This window comes from Sunxiuqinia rutila (assembly GCF_050589705.1).
Lineage (GTDB): Bacteria > Bacteroidota > Bacteroidia > Bacteroidales > Prolixibacteraceae > Sunxiuqinia > Sunxiuqinia rutila.
Genome location: NZ_JBNGOT010000010.1, coordinates 65,514 through 84,761, shown reverse-complemented (window position 1 = coordinate 84,761; position 19,248 = coordinate 65,514). Strand labels below are relative to the sequence as shown.

At 44.4% G+C, this 19,248-nt stretch carries 17 protein-coding genes; 11 read left to right on the top strand and 6 right to left on the bottom strand.

The features are described from left to right. Positions 1-19: 19 nt before the first annotated feature. A complete protein-coding gene (locus ACRD6K_RS13905) occupies positions 20-2,155 on the top strand; it encodes a Tex family protein (RefSeq protein WP_430973717.1) in 2,136 nt (711 codons plus the stop codon). On the opposite strand, the gene ACRD6K_RS13900 is transcribed toward ACRD6K_RS13905, so the two are convergent. Both ACRD6K_RS13900 and ACRD6K_RS13895 read right to left on the bottom strand, forming a co-directional pair. Continuing rightward, on the bottom strand, positions 2,152-2,358 hold the full coding sequence (locus ACRD6K_RS13900) for a PspC domain-containing protein (protein WP_299578080.1): 207 nt from the start codon (positions 2,356-2,358) through the stop codon (positions 2,152-2,154). The genes ACRD6K_RS13905 and ACRD6K_RS13900 overlap by 4 nt on opposite strands. Before the next feature lie 5 nt (positions 2,359-2,363). After that, a complete protein-coding gene (locus tag ACRD6K_RS13895) occupies positions 2,364-2,672 on the bottom strand; it encodes a hypothetical protein (RefSeq protein ID WP_299578081.1) in 309 nt (102 codons plus the stop codon). Between the two features lie 150 nt (positions 2,673-2,822). On the opposite strand from ACRD6K_RS13895, the gene ACRD6K_RS13890 reads away from it, so the two are divergent. The 5 genes from ACRD6K_RS13890 to ACRD6K_RS13870 all read left to right on the top strand — a co-directional run bounded on the left by ACRD6K_RS13890 (position 2,823) and on the right by ACRD6K_RS13870 (position 9,293). Further along, positions 2,823-4,487 (top strand): alanine/glycine:cation symporter family protein, encoded by a 1,665-nt coding sequence (locus ACRD6K_RS13890; RefSeq protein ID WP_430973716.1) that lies wholly within the window; start codon positions 2,823-2,825, stop codon positions 4,485-4,487. A 47-nt stretch (positions 4,488-4,534) separates the two neighbouring features. Then, complete coding sequence (locus tag ACRD6K_RS13885) at positions 4,535-4,924, top strand: response regulator (RefSeq protein WP_430973715.1); 390 nt, start codon at positions 4,535-4,537, stop codon at positions 4,922-4,924. Between the two features lie 53 nt (positions 4,925-4,977). Beyond that, a complete protein-coding gene (locus ACRD6K_RS13880) occupies positions 4,978-7,464 on the top strand; it encodes an endonuclease MutS2 (protein WP_430973714.1) in 2,487 nt (828 codons plus the stop codon). 121 nt (positions 7,465-7,585) lie between these two features. Next, complete coding sequence (locus tag ACRD6K_RS13875; protein ID WP_430973713.1) at positions 7,586-8,458, top strand: pyridoxamine kinase; 873 nt, start codon at positions 7,586-7,588, stop codon at positions 8,456-8,458. A 1-nt stretch (position 8,459) separates the two neighbouring features. After that, the gene (locus ACRD6K_RS13870) at positions 8,460-9,293 is read left to right on the top strand and encodes an HAD-IIB family hydrolase (protein ID WP_299578086.1); all 834 of its coding nucleotides are present in this window, start codon (positions 8,460-8,462) and stop codon (positions 9,291-9,293) included. 15 nt (positions 9,294-9,308) lie between these two features. Here ACRD6K_RS13870 and ACRD6K_RS13865 read toward each other — a convergent pair whose 3' ends face one another. The 4 genes from ACRD6K_RS13865 to ligA form a co-directional block, all read right to left on the bottom strand. Next, the gene (locus ACRD6K_RS13865) at positions 9,309-10,136 is read right to left on the bottom strand and encodes an FRG domain-containing protein (protein ID WP_299578087.1); all 828 of its coding nucleotides are present in this window, start codon (positions 10,134-10,136) and stop codon (positions 9,309-9,311) included. A gap of 147 nt (positions 10,137-10,283) precedes the next feature. After that, entirely contained in the window at positions 10,284-11,165 is an 882-nt protein-coding gene (dapA, locus tag ACRD6K_RS13860; protein WP_299578088.1) for a 4-hydroxy-tetrahydrodipicolinate synthase, read from the bottom strand. Between the two features lie 22 nt (positions 11,166-11,187). Continuing rightward, positions 11,188-11,715, bottom strand: coding sequence for a DUF6913 domain-containing protein (locus ACRD6K_RS13855; protein ID WP_430973712.1), 528 nt, complete (start codon positions 11,713-11,715; stop codon positions 11,188-11,190). Positions 11,716-11,844: 129 nt separating this feature from the next. After that, on the bottom strand, positions 11,845-13,851 hold the full coding sequence (ligA, locus tag ACRD6K_RS13850) for an NAD-dependent DNA ligase LigA (RefSeq protein WP_430973711.1): 2,007 nt from the start codon (positions 13,849-13,851) through the stop codon (positions 11,845-11,847). Positions 13,852-14,173: 322 nt separating this feature from the next. On the opposite strand from ligA, the gene ACRD6K_RS13845 reads away from it, so the two are divergent. The 5 genes from ACRD6K_RS13845 (at position 14,174) to ACRD6K_RS13825 (ending at position 19,242) form a co-directional block, all read left to right on the top strand. After that, positions 14,174-15,013, top strand: coding sequence for a hypothetical protein (locus ACRD6K_RS13845; protein WP_430973710.1), 840 nt, complete (start codon positions 14,174-14,176; stop codon positions 15,011-15,013). 200 nt (positions 15,014-15,213) lie between these two features. Then, a complete protein-coding gene (locus ACRD6K_RS13840) occupies positions 15,214-15,591 on the top strand; it encodes a RidA family protein (protein WP_299578091.1) in 378 nt (125 codons plus the stop codon). 201 nt (positions 15,592-15,792) lie between these two features. Further along, positions 15,793-16,506 (top strand): LytR/AlgR family response regulator transcription factor, encoded by a 714-nt coding sequence (locus ACRD6K_RS13835; RefSeq protein ID WP_430973709.1) that lies wholly within the window; start codon positions 15,793-15,795, stop codon positions 16,504-16,506. Positions 16,507-16,650: 144 nt separating this feature from the next. Next, a complete protein-coding gene (locus ACRD6K_RS13830) occupies positions 16,651-17,481 on the top strand; it encodes an aminotransferase class IV (RefSeq protein ID WP_430973770.1) in 831 nt (276 codons plus the stop codon). A 156-nt stretch (positions 17,482-17,637) separates the two neighbouring features. Then, positions 17,638-19,242, top strand: coding sequence for a fumarate hydratase (locus tag ACRD6K_RS13825; protein ID WP_430973708.1), 1,605 nt, complete (start codon positions 17,638-17,640; stop codon positions 19,240-19,242). Positions 19,243-19,248 lie beyond the last annotated feature (6 nt).

Sequence of the window (19,248 nt, the reverse complement as noted above, 5' to 3'; positions counted from 1 at the left end):
TAGCCCAAATTTCAAGACTATGAATATGCAACTCATACAACGATTAGCAGCTCAATTTCAGTTACCAATCAAGCAGGTGGAAAATACTGTCAAACTTCTGGATGAAGGAGCTACCGTTCCTTTTATTTCACGTTACCGCAAGGAAATGACGGGGAGTTTGGATGAAGTTCAGATTGGTGATATCAAGGAAGCGAAAGCCCGTTTGGAAGAATTGGCCAAGCGGAAGGAAACTATCCTGAAAACCATTGAAGAACAAGAGCTGCTGACTGATGAGTTGAAAGCCCGCATTGAAAATTGTTTTGATGCAACTGAGTTGGAAGACATTTACCTGCCGTATAAGCCCAAGCGAAAAACCAAAGCTTCGATTGCACGGGAAAAAGGTCTGGAGCCTTTGGCCAAAATTATGATGAAGCAAGACGAGCGCGACTTGGAAAATCGGGCGTATGCTTTTGTCAAAGGCGAAGTGAACTCGGTGGAGGATGCCTTGTCAGGCGCCCGTGATATTATTGCCGAGTGGGTGAATGAAAACGAGAAAGCACGAAATATGGTGCGTCAGGCTTTTGCGCAGGGAGCTTTGATTAAAAGTAAACTGGTTAAAGGAAAAGAAGAGGAAGGCATTAAATACCGGGATTACTTTGAATGGGAAGAGCCTTTGAAGCGTTGTCCTTCGCATCGCTTGCTGGCTATGCGCAGAGGGGAGCAGGAGGGGGTTTTACGGATTTCGGTGTCGCCGGATGAGGAGGCTGTCCTGGAGCGTCTGAATCGTTTTTTTGTTCGGTCGGGTAATGCCTGCGGAGAACAAGTCAAGCTGGCGGTTAAGGACAGTTATAAGCGGCTGCTTTCATCGGCCATTGAAACCGAATTTGCCCAGGCAGCGAAGTTGAGTGCTGATCAGGAGGCAATTCAGGTATTTGCTGAAAACCTTCGGCAATTGCTGCTTGCTGCACCACTTGGACAAAAGCGGGTGCTGGCAATCGATCCTGGTTACCGAACGGGCTGTAAGTTGGTTTGTCTGGATGAGCAGGGGAACTTGCTGCACAACGAAACCATCTACCCCAACAAACCCCAAGAGGAAATCAAGCAATCGGCCCGTAAAATTACTTCACTGGTAAGTGCCTATCAAATTGAGGCTATCGCCATTGGGAATGGAACAGCCAGCCGGGAAACAGAGCATTTTATCAAGAAATTGCACTACGATCGCGATCTGAAAGTTTTTGTTGTTTCTGAAGATGGGGCATCGATTTATTCAGCATCGAAGGTGGCTCGTGAAGAGTTTCCAAGTTATGATGTGACGGTACGTGGTGCTGTTTCTATTGGGCGCCGCCTGATGGACCCTTTGGCCGAGTTGGTAAAGATCGATCCTAAATCGATTGGGGTGGGACAGTACCAGCACGATGTTGATCAAAAGTTATTGAAAAACAGCCTGGACACGGTGGTTGAATCGGCCGTGAACAAGGTTGGGGTCAACGTGAATACGGCTTCGAAGCACTTGCTAACCTATATCTCGGGCCTGGGGCCGCAACTGGCGCAAAATATCGTTGACTTCCGGAAAGAGAACGGCGCTTTCAAAGCCCGGAAAGAGTTGCTGAAAGTGCCACGAATGGGCGCGAAGGCCTATGAGCAGTCGGCCGGTTTCTTGCGTATTGCGGATGCCCAAAATCCGTTGGATAATTCAGCCGTTCACCCTGAATCTTACCATGTGGTTGAGCAAATGGCCAAAGATTTGAAATGCAGCATTGTTGATTTGATGCAATCCGAAGAACTGCAACAGGCTTTGGTGTTGGAAAAGTACCAAACGGAATCGGTCGGATTGCCTACTTTAAAGGATATTCAGAAGGAATTGGCCAAGCCCGGACGTGACCCCCGTAAAAACATAAAAGTGTTTGAATTTGCCAGTGGCATTTTTAAAATCGAGGATTTGCACGAAGGGATGGTGCTTCCGGGGATTGTCACCAACATCACTAAGTTTGGCGCTTTTGTGGATATGGGTGTGAAGCAGGATGGTCTGGTGCATATCTCTCAACTAGCTGATCGCTTCGTAAGTGATCCAAATGAGGTGGTAAAACTACACGAACATGTGAAAGTAAAAGTCCTCGAAGTGGATATCCCCCGAAAACGAATTCAGCTAAGCTTGAAAGATGTAGACCAAAACTAGTATTGCTGGGGAATAAGTACCCAGCAAATAAGATAAATTAGTAATCCCGGAAAACCTGCGCTAAGGATAGATACAACAACATAAATTACCCGCAACAAAGTCGGGTCAATGTTAAAGTACTCGGCAAAGCCGGCAAGTACGCCGGCAATTATCTTGTTCCTGGAACGGGTTAACCGTTTTTTTGGGGCATTAATAATTTCCATTGGTTTTAGTCTTCGTCGTCTTCATCAAAAAGGTTCTCTTGACTCTCGAATTCCGCTTCAAGATATTCTTCTGCTTGTTCCAGCAGTTGTTTGATAAGCTTTTCTGATTCAGGCACATCACTTAGCCAGTGAACCACTTGGTTTGACCAGAAGTCTTCAATGTCACTTTCAACAATGAATTTAGGTACTTCAGTGTGAACCACGAAAATTGTGTCAGGTGTTTCCTGAGAATTGTCTGCAAGTAAAAATTTTGGTAGCATAGCTTTTTTGCTTAATTGTTTAAAAGCAAATTTATGGAAAAAAACGGTTTGCATTCTGCTTTCCCTGAGATTTTTGAATTAAAATAATTCCTGCAAAATTCGGCTTTAATGTTACGATTTGAAGAAAATAACAGGTTTCTGCTATTTAATTTTAACAAAAGCAAACGATGTGTTATATTTAGTGCCCTAAGCTAAACGGCAACTATGAATAAACTGAACGATCTCCTTTCTCTTATTGACGGATATATCGGCGGAAGCCAGTGGTTTGTTTTCTTTTTACTGGGTACAGGCCTGTTTTTCACCTTTTACTTACGATTTCCACAATTTCGATACCTCAAATCTGCTTTCCGCATCGTGCGCGGAAAATTTGACCGCGAAGGTGATGAAGGCGACACCTCACATTTTCAGGCCTTAACCACGGCACTCTCCGGCACGGTGGGAACCGGAAACATTGCTGGTGTGGCTCTGGCCATTCATTTGGGCGGACCGGCTGCCCTGTTTTGGATGTTGGTTACTGCCTTGTTAGGAATGACAACGAAGTTTGTGGAAGTAACTCTTTCGCACAAGTATCGGGAAAAAGCAGCGGATGGAACAATGGCTGGCGGTCCGATGTATTACATGAAAAATCGCCTGAATATGAAATGGCTGGCAGGCCTGTTTGCCGTGGCCACTATTTTTTCGTCCTTCGGAACCGGAAATTTGCCGCAAATTAATTCCATAGCCAATTCGGTGCATGCCACCTTTGGCATCAATAAAATTTTGACTGGTGCGGTTTTGGCCTTGTTGCTGGGGTTTGTAATCATTGGCGGAATCAAACGGATTGCCAAGGTTACTTCACGCTTGGTGCCCTTTATGGCAGTAATTTATTTTGTCGGGGCCGTTGCGGTTATCCTTTATAATTACCAAAATATTGTTCCTTCTTTTGTTGCCGTTTTTCGCGATGTATTTACGGGTACTTCAGCAGCGGGTGGCTTCTTAGGAGCTAGTTTTGCTTTCGCCTTCAACCGGGGGGTTAATCGGGGCTTGTTTTCCAATGAAGCCGGACAAGGTTCTGCACCTATTGCTCACGCGGCAGCCAGAGCACACGAGCCGGTTTCGGAAGGTTTAGTCGCTCTGCTGGAACCATTCATTGATACGATTATCATTTGTATGCTAACCGGTTTGGTGATTCTGTCATCAGGGGTTTGGACCGAAAAAATGGAAAATAAGTTTCAGGAAGCTGATTTGGAGGTACTGGCCGGTTTTTACGATGAAGGTGAGGAGTCGGATAGGGAGCAAATTGCTGATTTTTTGCTGGGAAAGAGAGAACTACCTTTGTTTACGGGCGACCTGGAAGTGATTGATGGTAAAATTATCACTGAGGTAACCCTTTTGCATGCCCGCTCGGTGGCCGATGAAGTGCTTGTGCATAAAGATGGCGGCGTTTTTTCTGGCAGACTCCCGGTAATGGAAGGACATATTCCTCTGGATAATAGGATTGAGATTGTCGGAAAGTCTTTGATACACAGTGCACCGCTGACCACAGAAGCGTTTACCAAAAGTTGGTTTGGCGACTCCGGGCGCTATATTGTGGCTATTGGCTTGTTGTTGTTTGCTTTTTCCACAGCTATCTCCTGGTCTTACTATGGAGGGAGGGCCGTAACTTTTCTCTTCGGAATAAAATGGGTTGTTTATTTCCGGATGGTCTATGTGCTTGGTTTTTTTGTGGCCTCTTTTATGGACACAACCATTGTCTGGACATTTTCAGGAATTACCATAGCCATGATGACGATTCCTAACTTGTTTGGAATTTTGATGTTACGCAAAGAAATGAAGTCAGAAGTGAATTCCTTCTGGAAAGAGTATTCCGATTTCTTTGGAGAAAAATAGTTGGAATCATTAATTAGTCTATTTTTGTCATATTCTTTTTGATAAGTATGAAAAATGATTTAGATAAACTATCACTTTTGGTAGTTGATGACAGCCCAATCAATCAGCGGGTTGTTACCATGTCCTTGAAAAACACGATGGGTGAAATTGATTCAGCCCAGAATGGAATGGAGGCTTACAAAATGTACTGTGAGAAGCATTACGACATTATTTTGATGGATGGTCGGATGCCCATTATGGATGGCTATGAAGCCACTCAAAAGATTCGGAATTACGAAAAGGAACAGGCGCTTGAAAACCAAGCCGTCATCATTGCTTTGACCGGAAGTGATACCGATCAGGAAATGAAAGCCTGTATCGATTCGGGGATGAATGCCTGCATGCTGAAACCTTTTCGGGTTCATGAATTTCTGCAAATCCTAAAAGATTTTAACTGAGATTCTATTGTTAGACCTCACATCTTTCTATTTTTGCCGAACAATTAAAGGTAATGGCAAAAATATATCCTCAAAATTTTGAATCAAAAATTGGTTTCGATCGGGTTCGAAGCTTACTTAAAGAGAATTGTCTGGGATCGCTCGGAAAAGACCGGGTGGATGAAATAGACTTTTTAACGGACTTTGATACCATCCAGCAAGAATTGGCTTATGCCGATGAATTTATGCGGCTGATGGCGGAAAATGACAATTTCCCAACCAATTATTATTTTGATTTGCGTCAATCGCTTGCCAAAATTCAAACGGAAGGACGTTTTTTGGAAGTGAATGAGTTGTTTGACTTGAAACGATCCTTGGAAACCATTACAGCAATTGTTCGTTTTCTGAGTCAGCAAAAGGAAGAACTTTATCCGAACCTGAAAGCACTGGTTCGTCCTGTTCAGGTGTTCCCATACCTAAAAGATCGAATTGATCAGATCATAACCCAACACGGAAAGATTAAGGATCAGGCTTCGCCCGAACTGGGGCGGATTCGTAGAGAATTACTGAGCAAGCAAAGCAATGTATCCAAACGCCTGCACAGCATTCTGAGGCAAGCGCAGCGCGATGGACTGGTGGACGAGGATACTTCAGTCTCCATTCGCGACGGGCGTCCGGTCATCCCGGTTTCTTCGGCAATGAAAAGGCGATTGAATGGGATTGTGCATGATGAGTCTGCCACCGGGAAAACAGCCTACATTGAACCGGCAGAAGTGGTGGAGATCAACAATGAAATTCGGGAACTGGAGTATGCTGAAAAGCGAGAAATTGTGCGTATCCTTATTGAGTTTTCAGATGATATCCGTCCTTACCTGAACGAGTTATTTGGCTTGTATGACTTCCTGGGAACTGTTGATGTAATTCGGGCAAAGGCACGTTTGGCCCAACGAATGGATGCCATAAAACCCTTCATGGAAGCAGGTCCGCTGCTATTATGGGAGAAAGCGGTTCATCCCTTGTTGCGCATCACCCTGGAGCGTGAAAAGCGCCCGGTTATTCCATTGAATATTGAGTTGAATCCGGAAAAACATTTGTTATTGATTTCGGGGCCCAATGCCGGAGGTAAATCGGTTTGTCTGAAAACCGTTGGTTTGCTGCAGTACATGTTGCAGTGCGGTTTGCTCATTCCGGTTGATGAAACCAGCCGAGCCGGGGTGTTCGATCAGCTTTTTATTGATATTGGCGATGAACAATCCATCGAAAATGATTTGAGTACCTACAGTTCGCACCTGATGAATATGAAACATTTTCTGAAATTTGCGAATGACCGAACCCTGGTGCTGATTGATGAGTTTGGAACCGGAACAGAGCCAATGATTGGTGGGGCTATTGCCGAGGCCATTCTGGACCAGTTGAATAAAGAGCGAACTTTTGGGGTGATTACAACGCATTATACGAATCTGAAGCATTTTGCCTCGTCAGCTGAGGGGATCGAAAATGGAGCTATGCTCTATGATAACCACCGAATGGAACCCCTCTTTCAATTGCAGATTGGGAAGCCCGGAAGTTCTTTTGCTTTCGAAATTGCCCGTAAAATCGGGATGCCGGAGTCAATCTTGCAGGAAGCGACCGAAAAGGTCGGGAAGGACCACATCAATTTTGATAAGCACCTGCGCGACATTGTGCGCGATAAACGCTATTGGGAGTCCAAGCGTATGCGTATCCGAAAGGTGGAGCGCAGTTTGGATGAACTGGCCGAAAAATATGAGCTGGACCTGAGTGAACTGGGTAAACAGCGCAAGCAAATTATTGCTGAAGCTAAAGAAGAAGCTGCCCGTGTATTGGCTGAAGCCAACAAAAAAGTAGAGAATACCATTCGTGAAATCCGGGAAAGCCAGGCTGAAAAGGAAAAAACCAAAGCCATTCGGAAGCAGCTGGCAACCTTTAAAGAAGCGGTGGAAGAGCCGGAAGAAGAAAACGACGAATGGATCAATAAAAAGATTCAGAAGCTGAAGGATAAGGAAAATCGTCGCAACCAACGTCGTCCGGAGCAAAAGGAGAAACCGAAAGTGACGCCTAAAAAAGCGAAGGATGAGCTGGAGCCTGGCGATAAAGTGAAGATTGAGGGCCAAAACAGTATTGGCGAAATTCTGGAAATAGGCGATAAGAATGTGGTGGTAGCCTTTGGACAGTTGCGAACCTCGGTTAGCCGCAAAAAGCTGCAGAAGGTGAGCAATAATGAAGCAAAGAAAGAATTGCGCGGCACCAACAGAACCCTGCCCAATGTCCACCGAAAACTGTCGGAAAAGCGAAATACGTTCAAACCCGAAATTGATGTTCGCGGCCAGCGGGCCGAAGAAGCGATTACCAATATCCAGGCGTTTTTAGATGAGGCAATTATGCTGGATGTGCATGAGCTTCGTATTTTGCACGGGAAAGGAAATGGTATTCTTCGGGAAATGATCCGTAACTTTCTGGGAGCTGATCCTGTTGTCCGATCCTATCGTGATGAGCACGTCCAGTTTGGCGGTGCCGGAATCACCATTGTTGAAGTCAACTAAATTGAGATACGATTGAAACAGGCAGCAGAGGTTTTGTGAAATCGTTGCATCCTCATCTTTTTTGCCTGTCAATTGTTTAGAATGAAAAGATTATAATCAGATAAATGTAAGCCAACCAGTAATGAGAAATTCAGTTCCAAGGGTAGCAGCAATTCATGATTTAAGTGGTTTCGGTCGTGCCTCATTAACCGTGGTCATTCCGATTCTTTCCTCCATGGGAATTCAGGTTTGTCCGTTGCCAACAGCTGTTTTGTCATCACACAGTGCTTACAAGGATTTGCACGCCATTGATCTGACCGATGAGCTGCAGCCCATGATTGATCACTGGAAACGCTTGAGTCTTGATTTTGATGCCATTTATTCAGGCTATCTGGGATCCGCCGGACAGGTGGATACCGTCAAGCAGTTTATCCATGATTTTTCGGGCAATCAACCGCTGGTTGTTGTTGATCCGGTGCTGGGTGACAATGGTGCGCTTTATTCGGCTTACACGCCGGCTATGGTGGATAAAATGAAAGAGCTGGTGACTTTGGCTGATGTGATTACGCCAAACCTGACTGAAGCGGCATTTTTACTTGGCGAAGTGCATCAACCGGAAATTGAGTTGTCGGAGATTAAGCAATGGGCCCGGCGACTGGCCGAAATGGGCCCCAATAAAGTCATAATCACCAGTGTGCCCGACCAAATGAAAAATAACAATACTTCGGTTGTGGCATTTAATCAAACAGACAACCGGTTTTGGAGGGTGAGTTGCGATTACATCCCGGCTCATTATCCGGGAACCGGCGATGCCTTTGCCAGTGTTATGGTTGGTTCGTTGCTGCAGGGCGACAGTTTGCCGATAGCGCTTGATCGGGCCGTGCAGTTCATTGCCTTGGGCGTGCGCGCCACCTTTGGACACAATGGACGAGCGACAGAGGGGATTTTGCTGGAAAAAGTTTTACCATCGTTAAATGCCCCGGTACAAATGAGTAGTTATCAATTATTGGATTGAAATGATGAAAAATATTCGATTGGTGGCCACCGATTTGGATGGCACATTTTTGAAAGATGACAAGTCGATCAGTGACGAAGATATTCAAATGCTGCAGGTGTTGGGTGAACGAGAAGTATTGCGCGTGGTTGCTACCGGCCGTAACTTCAAGAAAGTGCTTGAAGTGCTGCCCGACCATTTGCCTTTCGACTATGTGGCTTTCTCTTCCGGAGCCGGTATTTATGACTGGAAAAACCGGGAGCTGGTCTTTCGGCAGAACTTAAAGCGTGAGACCACCGAAGGTATTGTTCGTTTTTTGATTGATCGTGACATGAACTTTCACCTTTTTCGTGCAGTTCCTGAAAACTTTCGTTGTTGGTTTTACCGCGGAAGTCAGGCGTGTGAAGAGTTTGAGCGTTATTTTGACTTCCATAATTCCGTTTCAGAAGAGCTTCCTGTCAATCAACAGCTGGATAGCGATGCCTGCCAGTTTTTGGTTATTTTCCCCAATGATTTGGAAGCGTTTCTAGAAGCCAAGCAACAACTTGAGGCCCAGTTTGACGATATTAAAGTGGTGCGCACCAGTTCGCCCTTGGAGACTGGTTATATTTGGATGGAAATTTTTCACAAAGATGTATCGAAAGGCAATGCTGTGAAGTTTTTGTGTGAACAGAAGCAAATTCAGCATGACATGACCTTTGGAATAGGCAATGATTATAACGATTTGGATTTGCTCAATTTCACCTCGTATTCCTATTTGGTTGAAAACGGGCCCGAAGAATTAAAGCCTCACTACAGGAAAGCACTCTCCAACGAGAACAGTGCTTTTAGCCAAAGTCTGAAAAAATATTTGTAAGGCCGGGGTTCGAATTTAATCCTCCATTCCATCATTTGGAACGGGTTTATAATGCCGTTTTAGCCAAGTGGCCAATCCGTCAAGCCCAGGGAATAGCACCCGTTCGGTAATATTTGCCTGATCCAACTTGTCGCGTACTTCCCATTTTAATTCCTTCGGAATAATGATGCGTCGGTAGAGTTCGGGGTGGTTTACCAGCCATTCATCCAGGATGCTGGTCGATTGGCTCATGACCGAAAAAAAAGCGTATTGGTTGACAATGCGTTGATCGATGGAAGGGGGTTCAAAGAAAATGACTTGTTCTTTATCCATCTTCTTGTCAAAGTCGGATAGGGACATGATGCTTTCTTCCAGCATTTCAACAGTAAAGGCATTACACTTTTCTTCGCACAGCAAGTGGTTCAGCGGCTCCGAAACCATCTGGTTTACTTTTACAAAATCCACTTTCCAGATTACGCCGTCGAGGTCGAATTTTTCGGTGTTGGCGGTGGCAAAATGCATGGCAATAAATGGCGAATAGGTCCAGTCGAGCAAGCGGGTGGGGAGGCCATGATGTTGCGCCATCACCAGCGAACGCCAAAATGAAGCGCTAAGCTGTGCGTCTTTGGACAGGCTGTATTTTCGAAAATTGCGCAGCAAGTGGTACTCCAGCTCGGGGCGGTGGCCGCAATTACGAAGAAAGCTGTTTTTTAGCTCATAGTTTGAATCGGAAAGGCCCCGAAAGGCATAGTCGGAACGATAACGGCTCAAGTGTGGTTTCCACGAGTCATGGTAAACTTCTTCACACAACTCTTCCCAGCTGTGTACGACTTGATCATTCTGATGGAGCTTATAGGATTTCATGTTGTCCAAAGTTCATTAAAAAATTGGAATTTTGATTACGATTAGGCTTCAATTTTTTGAAGAGAGACCCTGCCAATGCCAATAGCTTTTGCAAACAAAAAAGACTCGCCACATGGACGAGTCTTTTTTGAATATGGGATGCTTTTCTTAAAGCAATTTCTTCAGTTCAGTTTCAATTTCAGTATAGAGTTTTTTGCTGACCGGAACAAGCGGCAAACGAACAATGTTTTTAAGCTTACCAGTAATTTCCATGGCTGCTTTTACGCCGCCAGGATTGCCCTCGCGGAACAAAAGTTTAAATAAATCAAGCATTTGCAAGTGCAGTTCGCGGGCCTCAGCAAACTGGCCATTATTGGCCAAGTGAATGAGTTGGCTGAGTTTTCCGGGCAGCACGTTGGCAATAACCGAAATAACGCCAATGCCTCCTACGGCAATGGTGGGCAATGCCAAAACATCGTCGCCTGAAATAACTCCGAACGTTTCGGGGGCGTACTTAACCATGCGCGAAACTTGCGATGAAATACCGGAAGCTTCTTTGATGGCGATGGCGTTGGGACAGGTTTTCGCAATTTCAACCGTTGTCTTTCCATCCATGTTTACACCGGTACGCGAAGGTACATTGTACAGGATGACGGGCACGGGGCTGGTTTTGCAAACCAGTTTGAAGTGCTCAATTAATCCTTTTTGCAAGGGTTTGTTATAGTAAGGGGTCACACTCAGAATTCCGTCAATACCGGTGAAATCTGTTTGCTGAATGGTTTGCATAATTTTGTATGGGTCGTTGCCGCCCATGCCCAGAACCAGTGGAACCCGTTTGTTTGTTTTGGATTTGATGCAGTCAACCACTTCTTTTTGTTCCTGTAACGACAAGGTGGGTGTTTCGGCAGTTGTTCCGAGAGCCACCAGGTAGTCCATGCCATTGCTAATCTGATCTTCCACAAGGTCTTCAAGTCTGTTGAAATCAATGGATGAATCTTCTTTAAAAGGAGTTACCAAAGCAACTCCGGCTCCTTTAAACGGGTGTGTCATGTTATGTTTATTATAGATTACTTTATACTTCTTGCTTAACCAATGATGGTTTATTTAGTTCATTTAAATAAAAAATTAGCTGTTCGGCCAGGTAGCTGGGGTCTTTACGGTCTTGAATGTCAATGCTCAAATCAAAGTAATTGGGTTCTGCATGGCTCCACCCAGCTTTGAAACGGGCTCGAGACAAGCATCGTAAGTACTGCATTTCAATCCCAGGGCATAGGCTGATATCTAACAGCAAATCAAAAGGCTGGTCTATAAAGCGACCAATTTCTGTTTTTTTGATTTTGCCAAACAGGGAAAAATCGTCCGGGCAAAAAAACACTTCACCACCAACGGATCCTGGCTGGTTTGAAAAGCACAAATTGCTAACTGAAATGCCAAGCTCGTTGAGTTGCTCGTTGAGCTGTTTAAACGCCTTAGCATCATCCGACTTCCAAAGAATGCCAGCTGTTTTAACCTGCTTCAGATTAAGGAACCGAATGGTTCGCTTTAGCTGTTTTTGCTTACGTTTTAATGACCAGGTGATGAATTGATTTTTTATACTCATAGCCTGAGGCAAAAATAACAATTTGTTTTTGATACAACGAGTCGGAGCAAACCAAATGTAAAAACTTGTTTGATAAAAGTTTGCTCGTTCTGCTTGCCTTTCCTTTAACTTTTCCAGTCTGTCTCAAAATCAGTTAATCAGGGCCAAAAATTCATCTTCTGAAAGAATTGGAATACCTAATTTTTCAACTTTCTGAATTTTAGATGGGCCTACATTGTTACCTCCTAGAAGGTAAGACGTATTTTTGGAGATGGAGCCCACGTTTTTGCCACCGTGCTGTTCAATCAATTTTTTCAGCTCGTCACGCGAATGTTTTTCGAAGGTTCCTGATATAACTATACTCAGTCCTTCCAATTTGTTGGTTCGTCCTTCCAAACTACTTTCATGTAACTTGAATTGAAGCCCTTGAGCTTTGAGCTTTGCGATGAGTTGTTGATTCGACTCGTTTTCGAAATACAAACGGATGCTTTCAGCTATTTTGCCACCAATTTCATCAATCTCAACCAGTTGTTCATAGCTTGAGTTGGTAATGGTGTCGATGTCCACCAGCTTGTTGGCCAGCTTTTTGGCTACCGTTTCACCCACAAATCGGATTCCCAGTGCAAAAAGAACCCGTTCGAAGGGAATTTCCCTGGACTGCTCCAGGCTCTTTAAAATACGATTGGCTGATTTTTCGCCCATGCGTTCGAGCGTAGACAGTTGCCCGACTTCAAGTTGGTACAAGTCAGCACTGTTGCCGATAAGCCCTTGATTGAAAAGGAGCTCAATGGTTTCCTGACCCAGTCCATCAATATCCATTGCCTTGCGGCTGATGAAATGTTCAATTTTACCTTTGATTTGTGGCGCACATCCGGTTTCATTGGGGCAATAGTGTGCCGCTTCGCCGTCGCGACGAACCAGCGGGGTATGACACTCCGGGCAGGCTTCGATGAACTGAATCTTTTGAGCTTCTGGCTTTCGGGCCGATTGGTCAACGCCAACGATTTTAGGAATGATTTCCCCTCCTTTTTCAACAAAAACGATATCCTCGAGGTGTAAGTCCAGTTTTTCAATAATATCGGCATTGTGTAGTGAGGCTCGCTTAACGGTGGTGCCTGCCAGCAACACCGGACTGAGGTTTGCCACCGGGGTAACAGCACCGGTACGCCCTACTTGGTAGCTAACCGACTCAAGCCGGGTGCTGACCTGCTCAGCCGTAAATTTATAGGCAATGGCCCAGCGTGGCGATTTGGCTGTGAAACCCAGGTTGTTTTGCAAACGACGTGAGTTAACCTTAATAACGATGCCGTCGGTAGCTACCGGAAGATCGAAACGAGCCGTATCCCAGTAGCTGATATACTCCAGCACTTCGTTCATGCTGCTGCACTTGCGGGTATGTTCTGAAATCTTAAACCCCCATTTACCGGCTTCCTGCAGGGTTTCGTAGTGTCCGTCTTCGGGGAGGTTTTCTCCCAGCAAATAATAGAAATAGGCATCCAACTTTCGTTTAGCTACTTCGGATGAGTTTTGCATTTTTAACGAGCCGGAAGCCGTGTTTCTAGGATTGGCGTACAACTGTTCTCCGGCTTCTTCCCGTGCTTTATTTAGTTCGGCAAACACCTGAAAGGGAAGTACCACTTCTCCGCGAATTTCGAACGATTCAGGGTACGATTTTCCTTTAAGCGTTAAGGGAATGCTTCGGATGGTTCGGGCATTGGCGGTAACATCATCTCCTTTTTCGCCATCACCCCGGGTTACAGCCCGCACCAATTGCCCATTTTCGTAGAGCAAACTGAGTGAGGCACCGTCAAATTTCAGCTCACAGGCATAGTCAAACTCATCGCCAATCAGTTTACGAATGCGGTTGTCAAACTCCAGTAATTCTTCTTTCGAGTACGAGTTGCTTAAGGATAGCATGGGGTACTTATGAGCCACCTGGGTAAATTCCTGGTTGCTGTCGCTGCCTACACGTTGTGTTGGGCTGTTAGGATCCTGAAATTCGGGATGTTCCTGTTCCAGCTTTTCCAGTTCTTTCAGCTTCATGTCGAAATCATAATCGCTGATTACAGGTGAGGAAAGGACATAGTATTTATAGTTGTGTTCTTCGAGCTCCTGCCGAAGTTGTTGGATTCTCTGTTGGATGGATTCAGTTGCCATATTTTCAAAATTTGGCCTAAAAATACGAAAACAAGTTTGGATGAAACGAGGCTGGGCTGGATACTTCTGCCTAAGCGCATAATTTTTTCAAGCGAAGTCGTCCGAAGAGAAGTTGTTTTCTCCTTTCGTGGTTGATAAGCAGTGCTTGCAGAAATTATGGAGTGGTGCTCGACGGTTTTTGCCGTTTGTTTTGAAAAGATCGTAAAAATTATTTAGTTCGCTATTGCTGAAGCACCATAAATGTTATTTGGTATGCAGTAAATGAGCTGGTTGGTTCAAACATTGCCAAGGCAGTTCAAAATAAACCAATAGATCAATAATTATGCACAGGATCTTTTTAATAGTTTCAATTGTACTTGTAGTACTTACACTTGTTAGCAGCGATAAAGGGGAGGCATTTTCGTTATCTCCACGCTATATCATGGTTTTGCTTACCATTATTTGGCTGCTTGTTTGGGCGGGTGCAGCAATCTTTAAAAAGATTCTGCCGGTCAGTTCTTTAACGGGAATCCTGAGCGTTTTGGGTGGAATTATGTTGGTTGTGACTTCAATTTATGTGTACAACAAAGTGGATAAAAAGAAGCGTGAGAAGGCAAGGGCCGCTGTAGAAGAGTTTTTAGAGAAGCAAAGGGTTAAGTATGAAGAAAAAGAGTTGATCGAAAATTTTGCTGTAACTCTTCCCAAAAACCAAGATTATAAAATAGACTCACTCAAATTTACTTTGAGCTTAAAAAATGATTCTCTGGTTAGAAATTCTGAGATCAGCCTGATTGTTTTTGTAGAGACGAAGAACGAAAATGCCCTACCTTATGAGCACACGCTGTTTTGCGAATATATGACTGTTCATCTTGAAACCGACACGGTGCGAAGTTACCAACTTGAGGTGCCGGTTGAAAGTATTCAATACAGTGTCGTAAGTTTGAAGAAGAAGTTTGGGAATAAGGTAAAACTGGATTATGCAATTTATATTGAAGGTGATAATTACATCATGGGCGGACGCGTGAGACCAGGGATTTGTCTTACTTCTTTATCCCGGGAAACGCTGCAGGCGAGAGATTATTGCTTAAATGGTTACCCTTACGCAGGTTCTTATCCTTCGCTATCAGAGCCATCGTTAATGCTGGACACAATCCTTGAACTGGATCAATTGCTTACAAAATAAGACGAATAGCACCTTTTTGAACAAACTGAATTATTTGGAGTTTGCCCCGAAAACATCTTCCGGAAATAAATGAATCAAAATTAGTTTCTTTGTATGACTAATTTCAGCATTGGCACAAATGGATTGGCTTCCCAAAGGCAGATTGGTGCTAAAAGCGAAATGAAAGAAGAAAAATTTTTAATCCCAAATACGATTGAATCATGAAACGAATAATTTCAACAACAAATGCCCCTGCAGCGATTGGCCCTTACAGTCAGGCCGTAGAAGTTAACGGAACCTTGTATGTTTCAGGCCAAGTGCCACTTGATCCGGCTACGGCAACTGTGGTAGAAGGTGGCATTGCCGAGCAAACTGAGCAGGTGATGAAAAACATTGGAGCCATTTTGGAAGCAGCCGGCTATACCTACGGCGATGTTGTTAAATCAACCTGCCTGCTGAGCGACATGGCCAATTTCAAGGCGATGAATGAGGTGTATGGGAAGTATTATGCCGAAAATCCACCGGCACGGGCGGCCTTTGCTGTCAGAGAGCTTCCGCTGGGTGTGCTCGTTGAAATAGAGACCATAGCGGTTAAATAATTCCGCTCGTTTCTCGTTCTGTTTTCTGTTTAAAGCTGGTTTATTTCGAATTTCTTGCCGAAAAAGTGTAACAAAAGGACAAGAAAAAGGTCTATTATAAACGTAGCGTTTCCGTTTTTGACGACACGTTTATTCAGGACCAAAAACAACCGGCTAAGCAACTATCCTTCTATTTTTTTGAATGCATTAAAACAGAAAACAATGAGAAACAAATGCCTGATTGTGGACGATGAACCATTGGCTCGTGAATTAATTTACAGGCATGCTCAAAAGTTCGATTCTTTGGATATTGTGGCGCAATGTGCTTCTGCCGAAGAAGCTGCTGAGCTGTTGCGGGAAATTCCGGTGGATTTGATGTTTTTGGATATCGAATTACCGCGACAATCCGGAATCCAACTATTGAAGTCACTTCACCACCCGCCCAAAGTCATAGTAACCACGGCGCACCGCGAGTACGCTATGGAAGGCTTTGAGCTGGAGGTGGTGGACTACCTGCTGAAGCCAATCCGGTTTGAGCGTTTTATGCGGGCAGTAAACAAATACCTGCAGCTAAGTACTTCTTTTCAAGCCGACTTTCAGGCCGGACGCCCTTTTATTTTTGTTCGCGAAAACAAAAAGGAGGTCAAAGTGCCGTTGTGCGATATTCTTTACATTGAAGGCCTGGGCGAGTACATTCAGATTCATACCAAACAACGAAAAGTGATAACGAAGATGGGCCTGAACCAGGTGGCTGAGAAGCTGCCTTCGCAGTTTTTTCTGCGCATTCATAAATCCTATGTAATCTGCACAAGTCATGTGGATGCTTACACCAATACCTCGCTGGAAATTGCCGGTGTTGAACTCCCGATAGGGCGGCGGTATAAGAATGAAGTGCTTGATATGCTGAATTATGCCGCCAGCTTGAGTGGTGTTTAAAGTAACCTCAGACTTTTGCTGGCCTGAGCAGGGGAGACCATCCACGAATTGAGCAAGCTGCTATTACTATTTTAGATGATGTTTGATTTTAGTTCTGCAGGATTAATCCCTAGATTTGAAAAAAATATGCTTTGAGTGAATGCCATGATTGATTGTACAGGAACGTATTTTATAAAAGATGATCGTCTTTTTCCGGTTGGAATGGTAGAAGTATTGACCACGGATGCCATCCTGATTTATGAGGTCCTTCGGGTAATGGATTCGGTAGGCTTGTTTCTGGAAGAGCATTATGCCCGCCTGGTACATTCGGCCCAATTGGCTGGTATTCCTTTAGCAATGACGGAAACAGATTTTGCCCGGGAAATCAAAAAACTGATTCAGGCCAATGATTTGGCGGTGGGCAACATCAAGGTTTTAATTCAGTATGGAAGCGGAAAACAGGCCGCGTTCTTTTATTTTATTCCTCATGTTTATCCAGCTGCTGAGGCTTATTTATACGGGGTGAAAACGGACTGCATGTTGGCAGAACGCGTGCTACCTAAAGCCAAAACGGTGCAGCAAAGTTTACGCAACACTGCCAACCAGGCTATTCAGGAGCATCAGCTTTTTGAAGTCATCCTGGTCAATGCAGAGAAGCAGGTGCTGGAAGGAAGTCGTACCAACCTCTTTTTTGTAAAGGGCGATCGTTTTTACACACCCCGCTCGGAGTTTGTGCTCTCCGGAATCACCCGGCAAAAGGTGCTTGAATGCCTTGGCGAGTTGAATTTTTCATGCGTAGAACAAACCATTCCAATGGATACGCTTGCTGATTATGATGCTGCTTTTTTAACGGGTACTTCAACCAAAGTTTTGCCCATTGCCTCAATTGGTGAACAAAAATTTGATCCCATGAATCAGGCTGTAAGAGCCTTAATGAAAGCCTACGATGAAAAAATGATGACTTACATCCAAAACGCCCTTAGGAAAGGTGTGTGAAGGCTTTGTGAAGAATTTCTTTTTCGAGGCGAAATTGGTTAATTTGCGTGTCTCATTTTTCGAATATCCCTATATTTGTTCGATTTGGAACACGTTTTCTTAAAACATAATAAAAAAACCAAAATTATTATATAATCTTTTCAATAACATAAAGCTATGGCAGATTTCAAGTATCAAAAACCATTTCCAATTTTAAAAGACACCACACCCTATCGCTTGTTGACGACGGATTACGTGTCAACGGTGGAAGTTGATGGCCGGAAAGTCCTGAAAGTTGATCCGAAAGGACTGGAATACCTGGCAAAGGAAGCTTTTGCTGATGTTTCTTTCTACTTAAGACCAACACACCTGGAAAAGCTGAAGCACATTTTGAGTGATGAAGAAGCTTCGGATAACGACCGTTTTGTGGCACACACCATGTTGATGAACCAGGTGGTGGCTGCGGAAGGTGAACTGCCAACCTGCCAGGATACAGGTACTGCCATTGTTGTGGCTAAAAAAGGAGAAGATGTTTACACAGGTGCATCGGACGCTGAGTTCTTATCGAAAGGGATTTATGATACCTACCAGGACCGCAACTTACGCTATTCGCAAGTGGTTCCTTTTTCAATGTTCGAGGAAAAAAATACAGGCAACAACCTGCCGGCTCAAATTGACATCTATGCCGAACAAGGCAATCAATACGAATTCTTGTTTGTAACTAAAGGTGGTGGTTCAGGTAACAAAACCTTTCTGTATCAGCAAACCAAATCATTGTTGAACGAAGAGAACCTGACCAAATTTGTTCAGGAAAAAATTAAAGACCTTGGAACTTCCGCTTGTCCTCCATACCACTTGGCTTTGGTTATTGGCGGTACTTCGGCCGAAGCAACGCTGGCTACCGTGAAAAAAGCATCAGCCGGATACTATGACCACTTGCCAACAGAAGGAAATGAGGGTGGACAGGCTTTTCGCGACTTGGAGTGGGAAGAAAAAATACAAAAGATTTGCCAGGATAGCGCCATTGGAGCACAGTTTGGTGGAAAATACTTCGTACATGATGTACGGGTGATTCGTTTGCCACGTCACGCTGCATCTTGTCCGGTAGGGCTGGGCGTAAGCTGTAGCGCCGACCGCAATATCAAAGCAAAAATTACAGAAGAAGGTATTTTTGTAGAGCAACTGGAGAAAGATCCGGCGAAGTATTTGCCTGAGCAAGCTCCTGAATTGGCACCAGCTGTTGATATCGATCTGGATCGTCCGATGGAAGAAGTATTGGCTGAGTTGAGCAAATACCCGACCAAAACGCGTTTGAACTTGAAAGGAACACTGATTGTTGCCCGCGATATGGCGCATGCTCGTTTGAAACAAATGGTTGACGAAGGAAAAGAATTGCCTGATTACTTCAAAAAACATCCGGTTTACTATGCAGGTCCTGCAAAAACTCCGGCAGGTATGCCTTCCGGAAGCTTTGGCCCTACAACGGCCGGACGTATGGACCCTTATGTTGATCTGTTCCAGAGTTTAGGTGGTTCTATGATCATGTTGGCTAAAGGAAACCGCTCGCAGCAGGTGACTGATGCTTGCCAGAAATACGGCGGTTTTTACTTGGGATCAATTGGAGGCCCGGCTGCTATTTTAGCAAAAACGAACATTAAGTCCGTTGAGGTTGTTGATTTCGAAGAATTGGGTATGGAAGCCATCCGCAAAATCCGTGTGGAAAATTTCCCGGCCTTCATCATTGTTGATGACAAAGGAAACGATTTCTTCAAACAGGTTTAATCGTTT

Excerpts from the sequence above, each read along its gene's own strand:
- ACRD6K_RS13825 (WP_430973708.1), top strand. The coding sequence starts at position 17,638 with ATGGCAGATTTCAAGTATCAAAAACCATTTCCAATTTTAAAAGACACC.
- ACRD6K_RS13895 (WP_299578081.1), bottom strand. The coding sequence starts at position 2,672 with ATGCAAACCGTTTTTTTCCATAAATTTGCTTTTAAACAATTAAGCAAA.
- ligA (WP_430973711.1), bottom strand. The coding sequence starts at position 13,851 with ATGGCAACTGAATCCATCCAACAGAGAATCCAACAACTTCGGCAGGAG.
- ACRD6K_RS13880 (WP_430973714.1), top strand. The coding sequence starts at position 4,978 with ATGGCAAAAATATATCCTCAAAATTTTGAATCAAAAATTGGTTTCGAT.
- ACRD6K_RS13885 (WP_430973715.1), top strand. The coding sequence starts at position 4,535 with ATGAAAAATGATTTAGATAAACTATCACTTTTGGTAGTTGATGACAGC.
- ACRD6K_RS13890 (WP_430973716.1), top strand. The coding sequence starts at position 2,823 with ATGAATAAACTGAACGATCTCCTTTCTCTTATTGACGGATATATCGGC.
- ACRD6K_RS13840 (WP_299578091.1), top strand. The coding sequence starts at position 15,214 with ATGAAACGAATAATTTCAACAACAAATGCCCCTGCAGCGATTGGCCCT.
- ACRD6K_RS13830 (WP_430973770.1), top strand. The coding sequence starts at position 16,651 with ATGATTGATTGTACAGGAACGTATTTTATAAAAGATGATCGTCTTTTT.
- ACRD6K_RS13855 (WP_430973712.1), bottom strand. The coding sequence starts at position 11,715 with ATGAGTATAAAAAATCAATTCATCACCTGGTCATTAAAACGTAAGCAA.
- ACRD6K_RS13870 (WP_299578086.1), top strand. The coding sequence starts at position 8,460 with ATGATGAAAAATATTCGATTGGTGGCCACCGATTTGGATGGCACATTT.
- ACRD6K_RS13865 (WP_299578087.1), bottom strand. The coding sequence starts at position 10,136 with ATGAAATCCTATAAGCTCCATCAGAATGATCAAGTCGTACACAGCTGG.
- ACRD6K_RS13900 (WP_299578080.1), bottom strand. The coding sequence starts at position 2,358 with ATGGAAATTATTAATGCCCCAAAAAAACGGTTAACCCGTTCCAGGAAC.
- dapA (WP_299578088.1), bottom strand. The coding sequence starts at position 11,165 with ATGACACACCCGTTTAAAGGAGCCGGAGTTGCTTTGGTAACTCCTTTT.
- ACRD6K_RS13875 (WP_430973713.1), top strand. The coding sequence starts at position 7,586 with ATGAGAAATTCAGTTCCAAGGGTAGCAGCAATTCATGATTTAAGTGGT.
- ACRD6K_RS13905 (WP_430973717.1), top strand. The coding sequence starts at position 20 with ATGAATATGCAACTCATACAACGATTAGCAGCTCAATTTCAGTTACCA.
- ACRD6K_RS13845 (WP_430973710.1), top strand. The coding sequence starts at position 14,174 with ATGCACAGGATCTTTTTAATAGTTTCAATTGTACTTGTAGTACTTACA.
- ACRD6K_RS13835 (WP_430973709.1), top strand. The coding sequence starts at position 15,793 with ATGAGAAACAAATGCCTGATTGTGGACGATGAACCATTGGCTCGTGAA.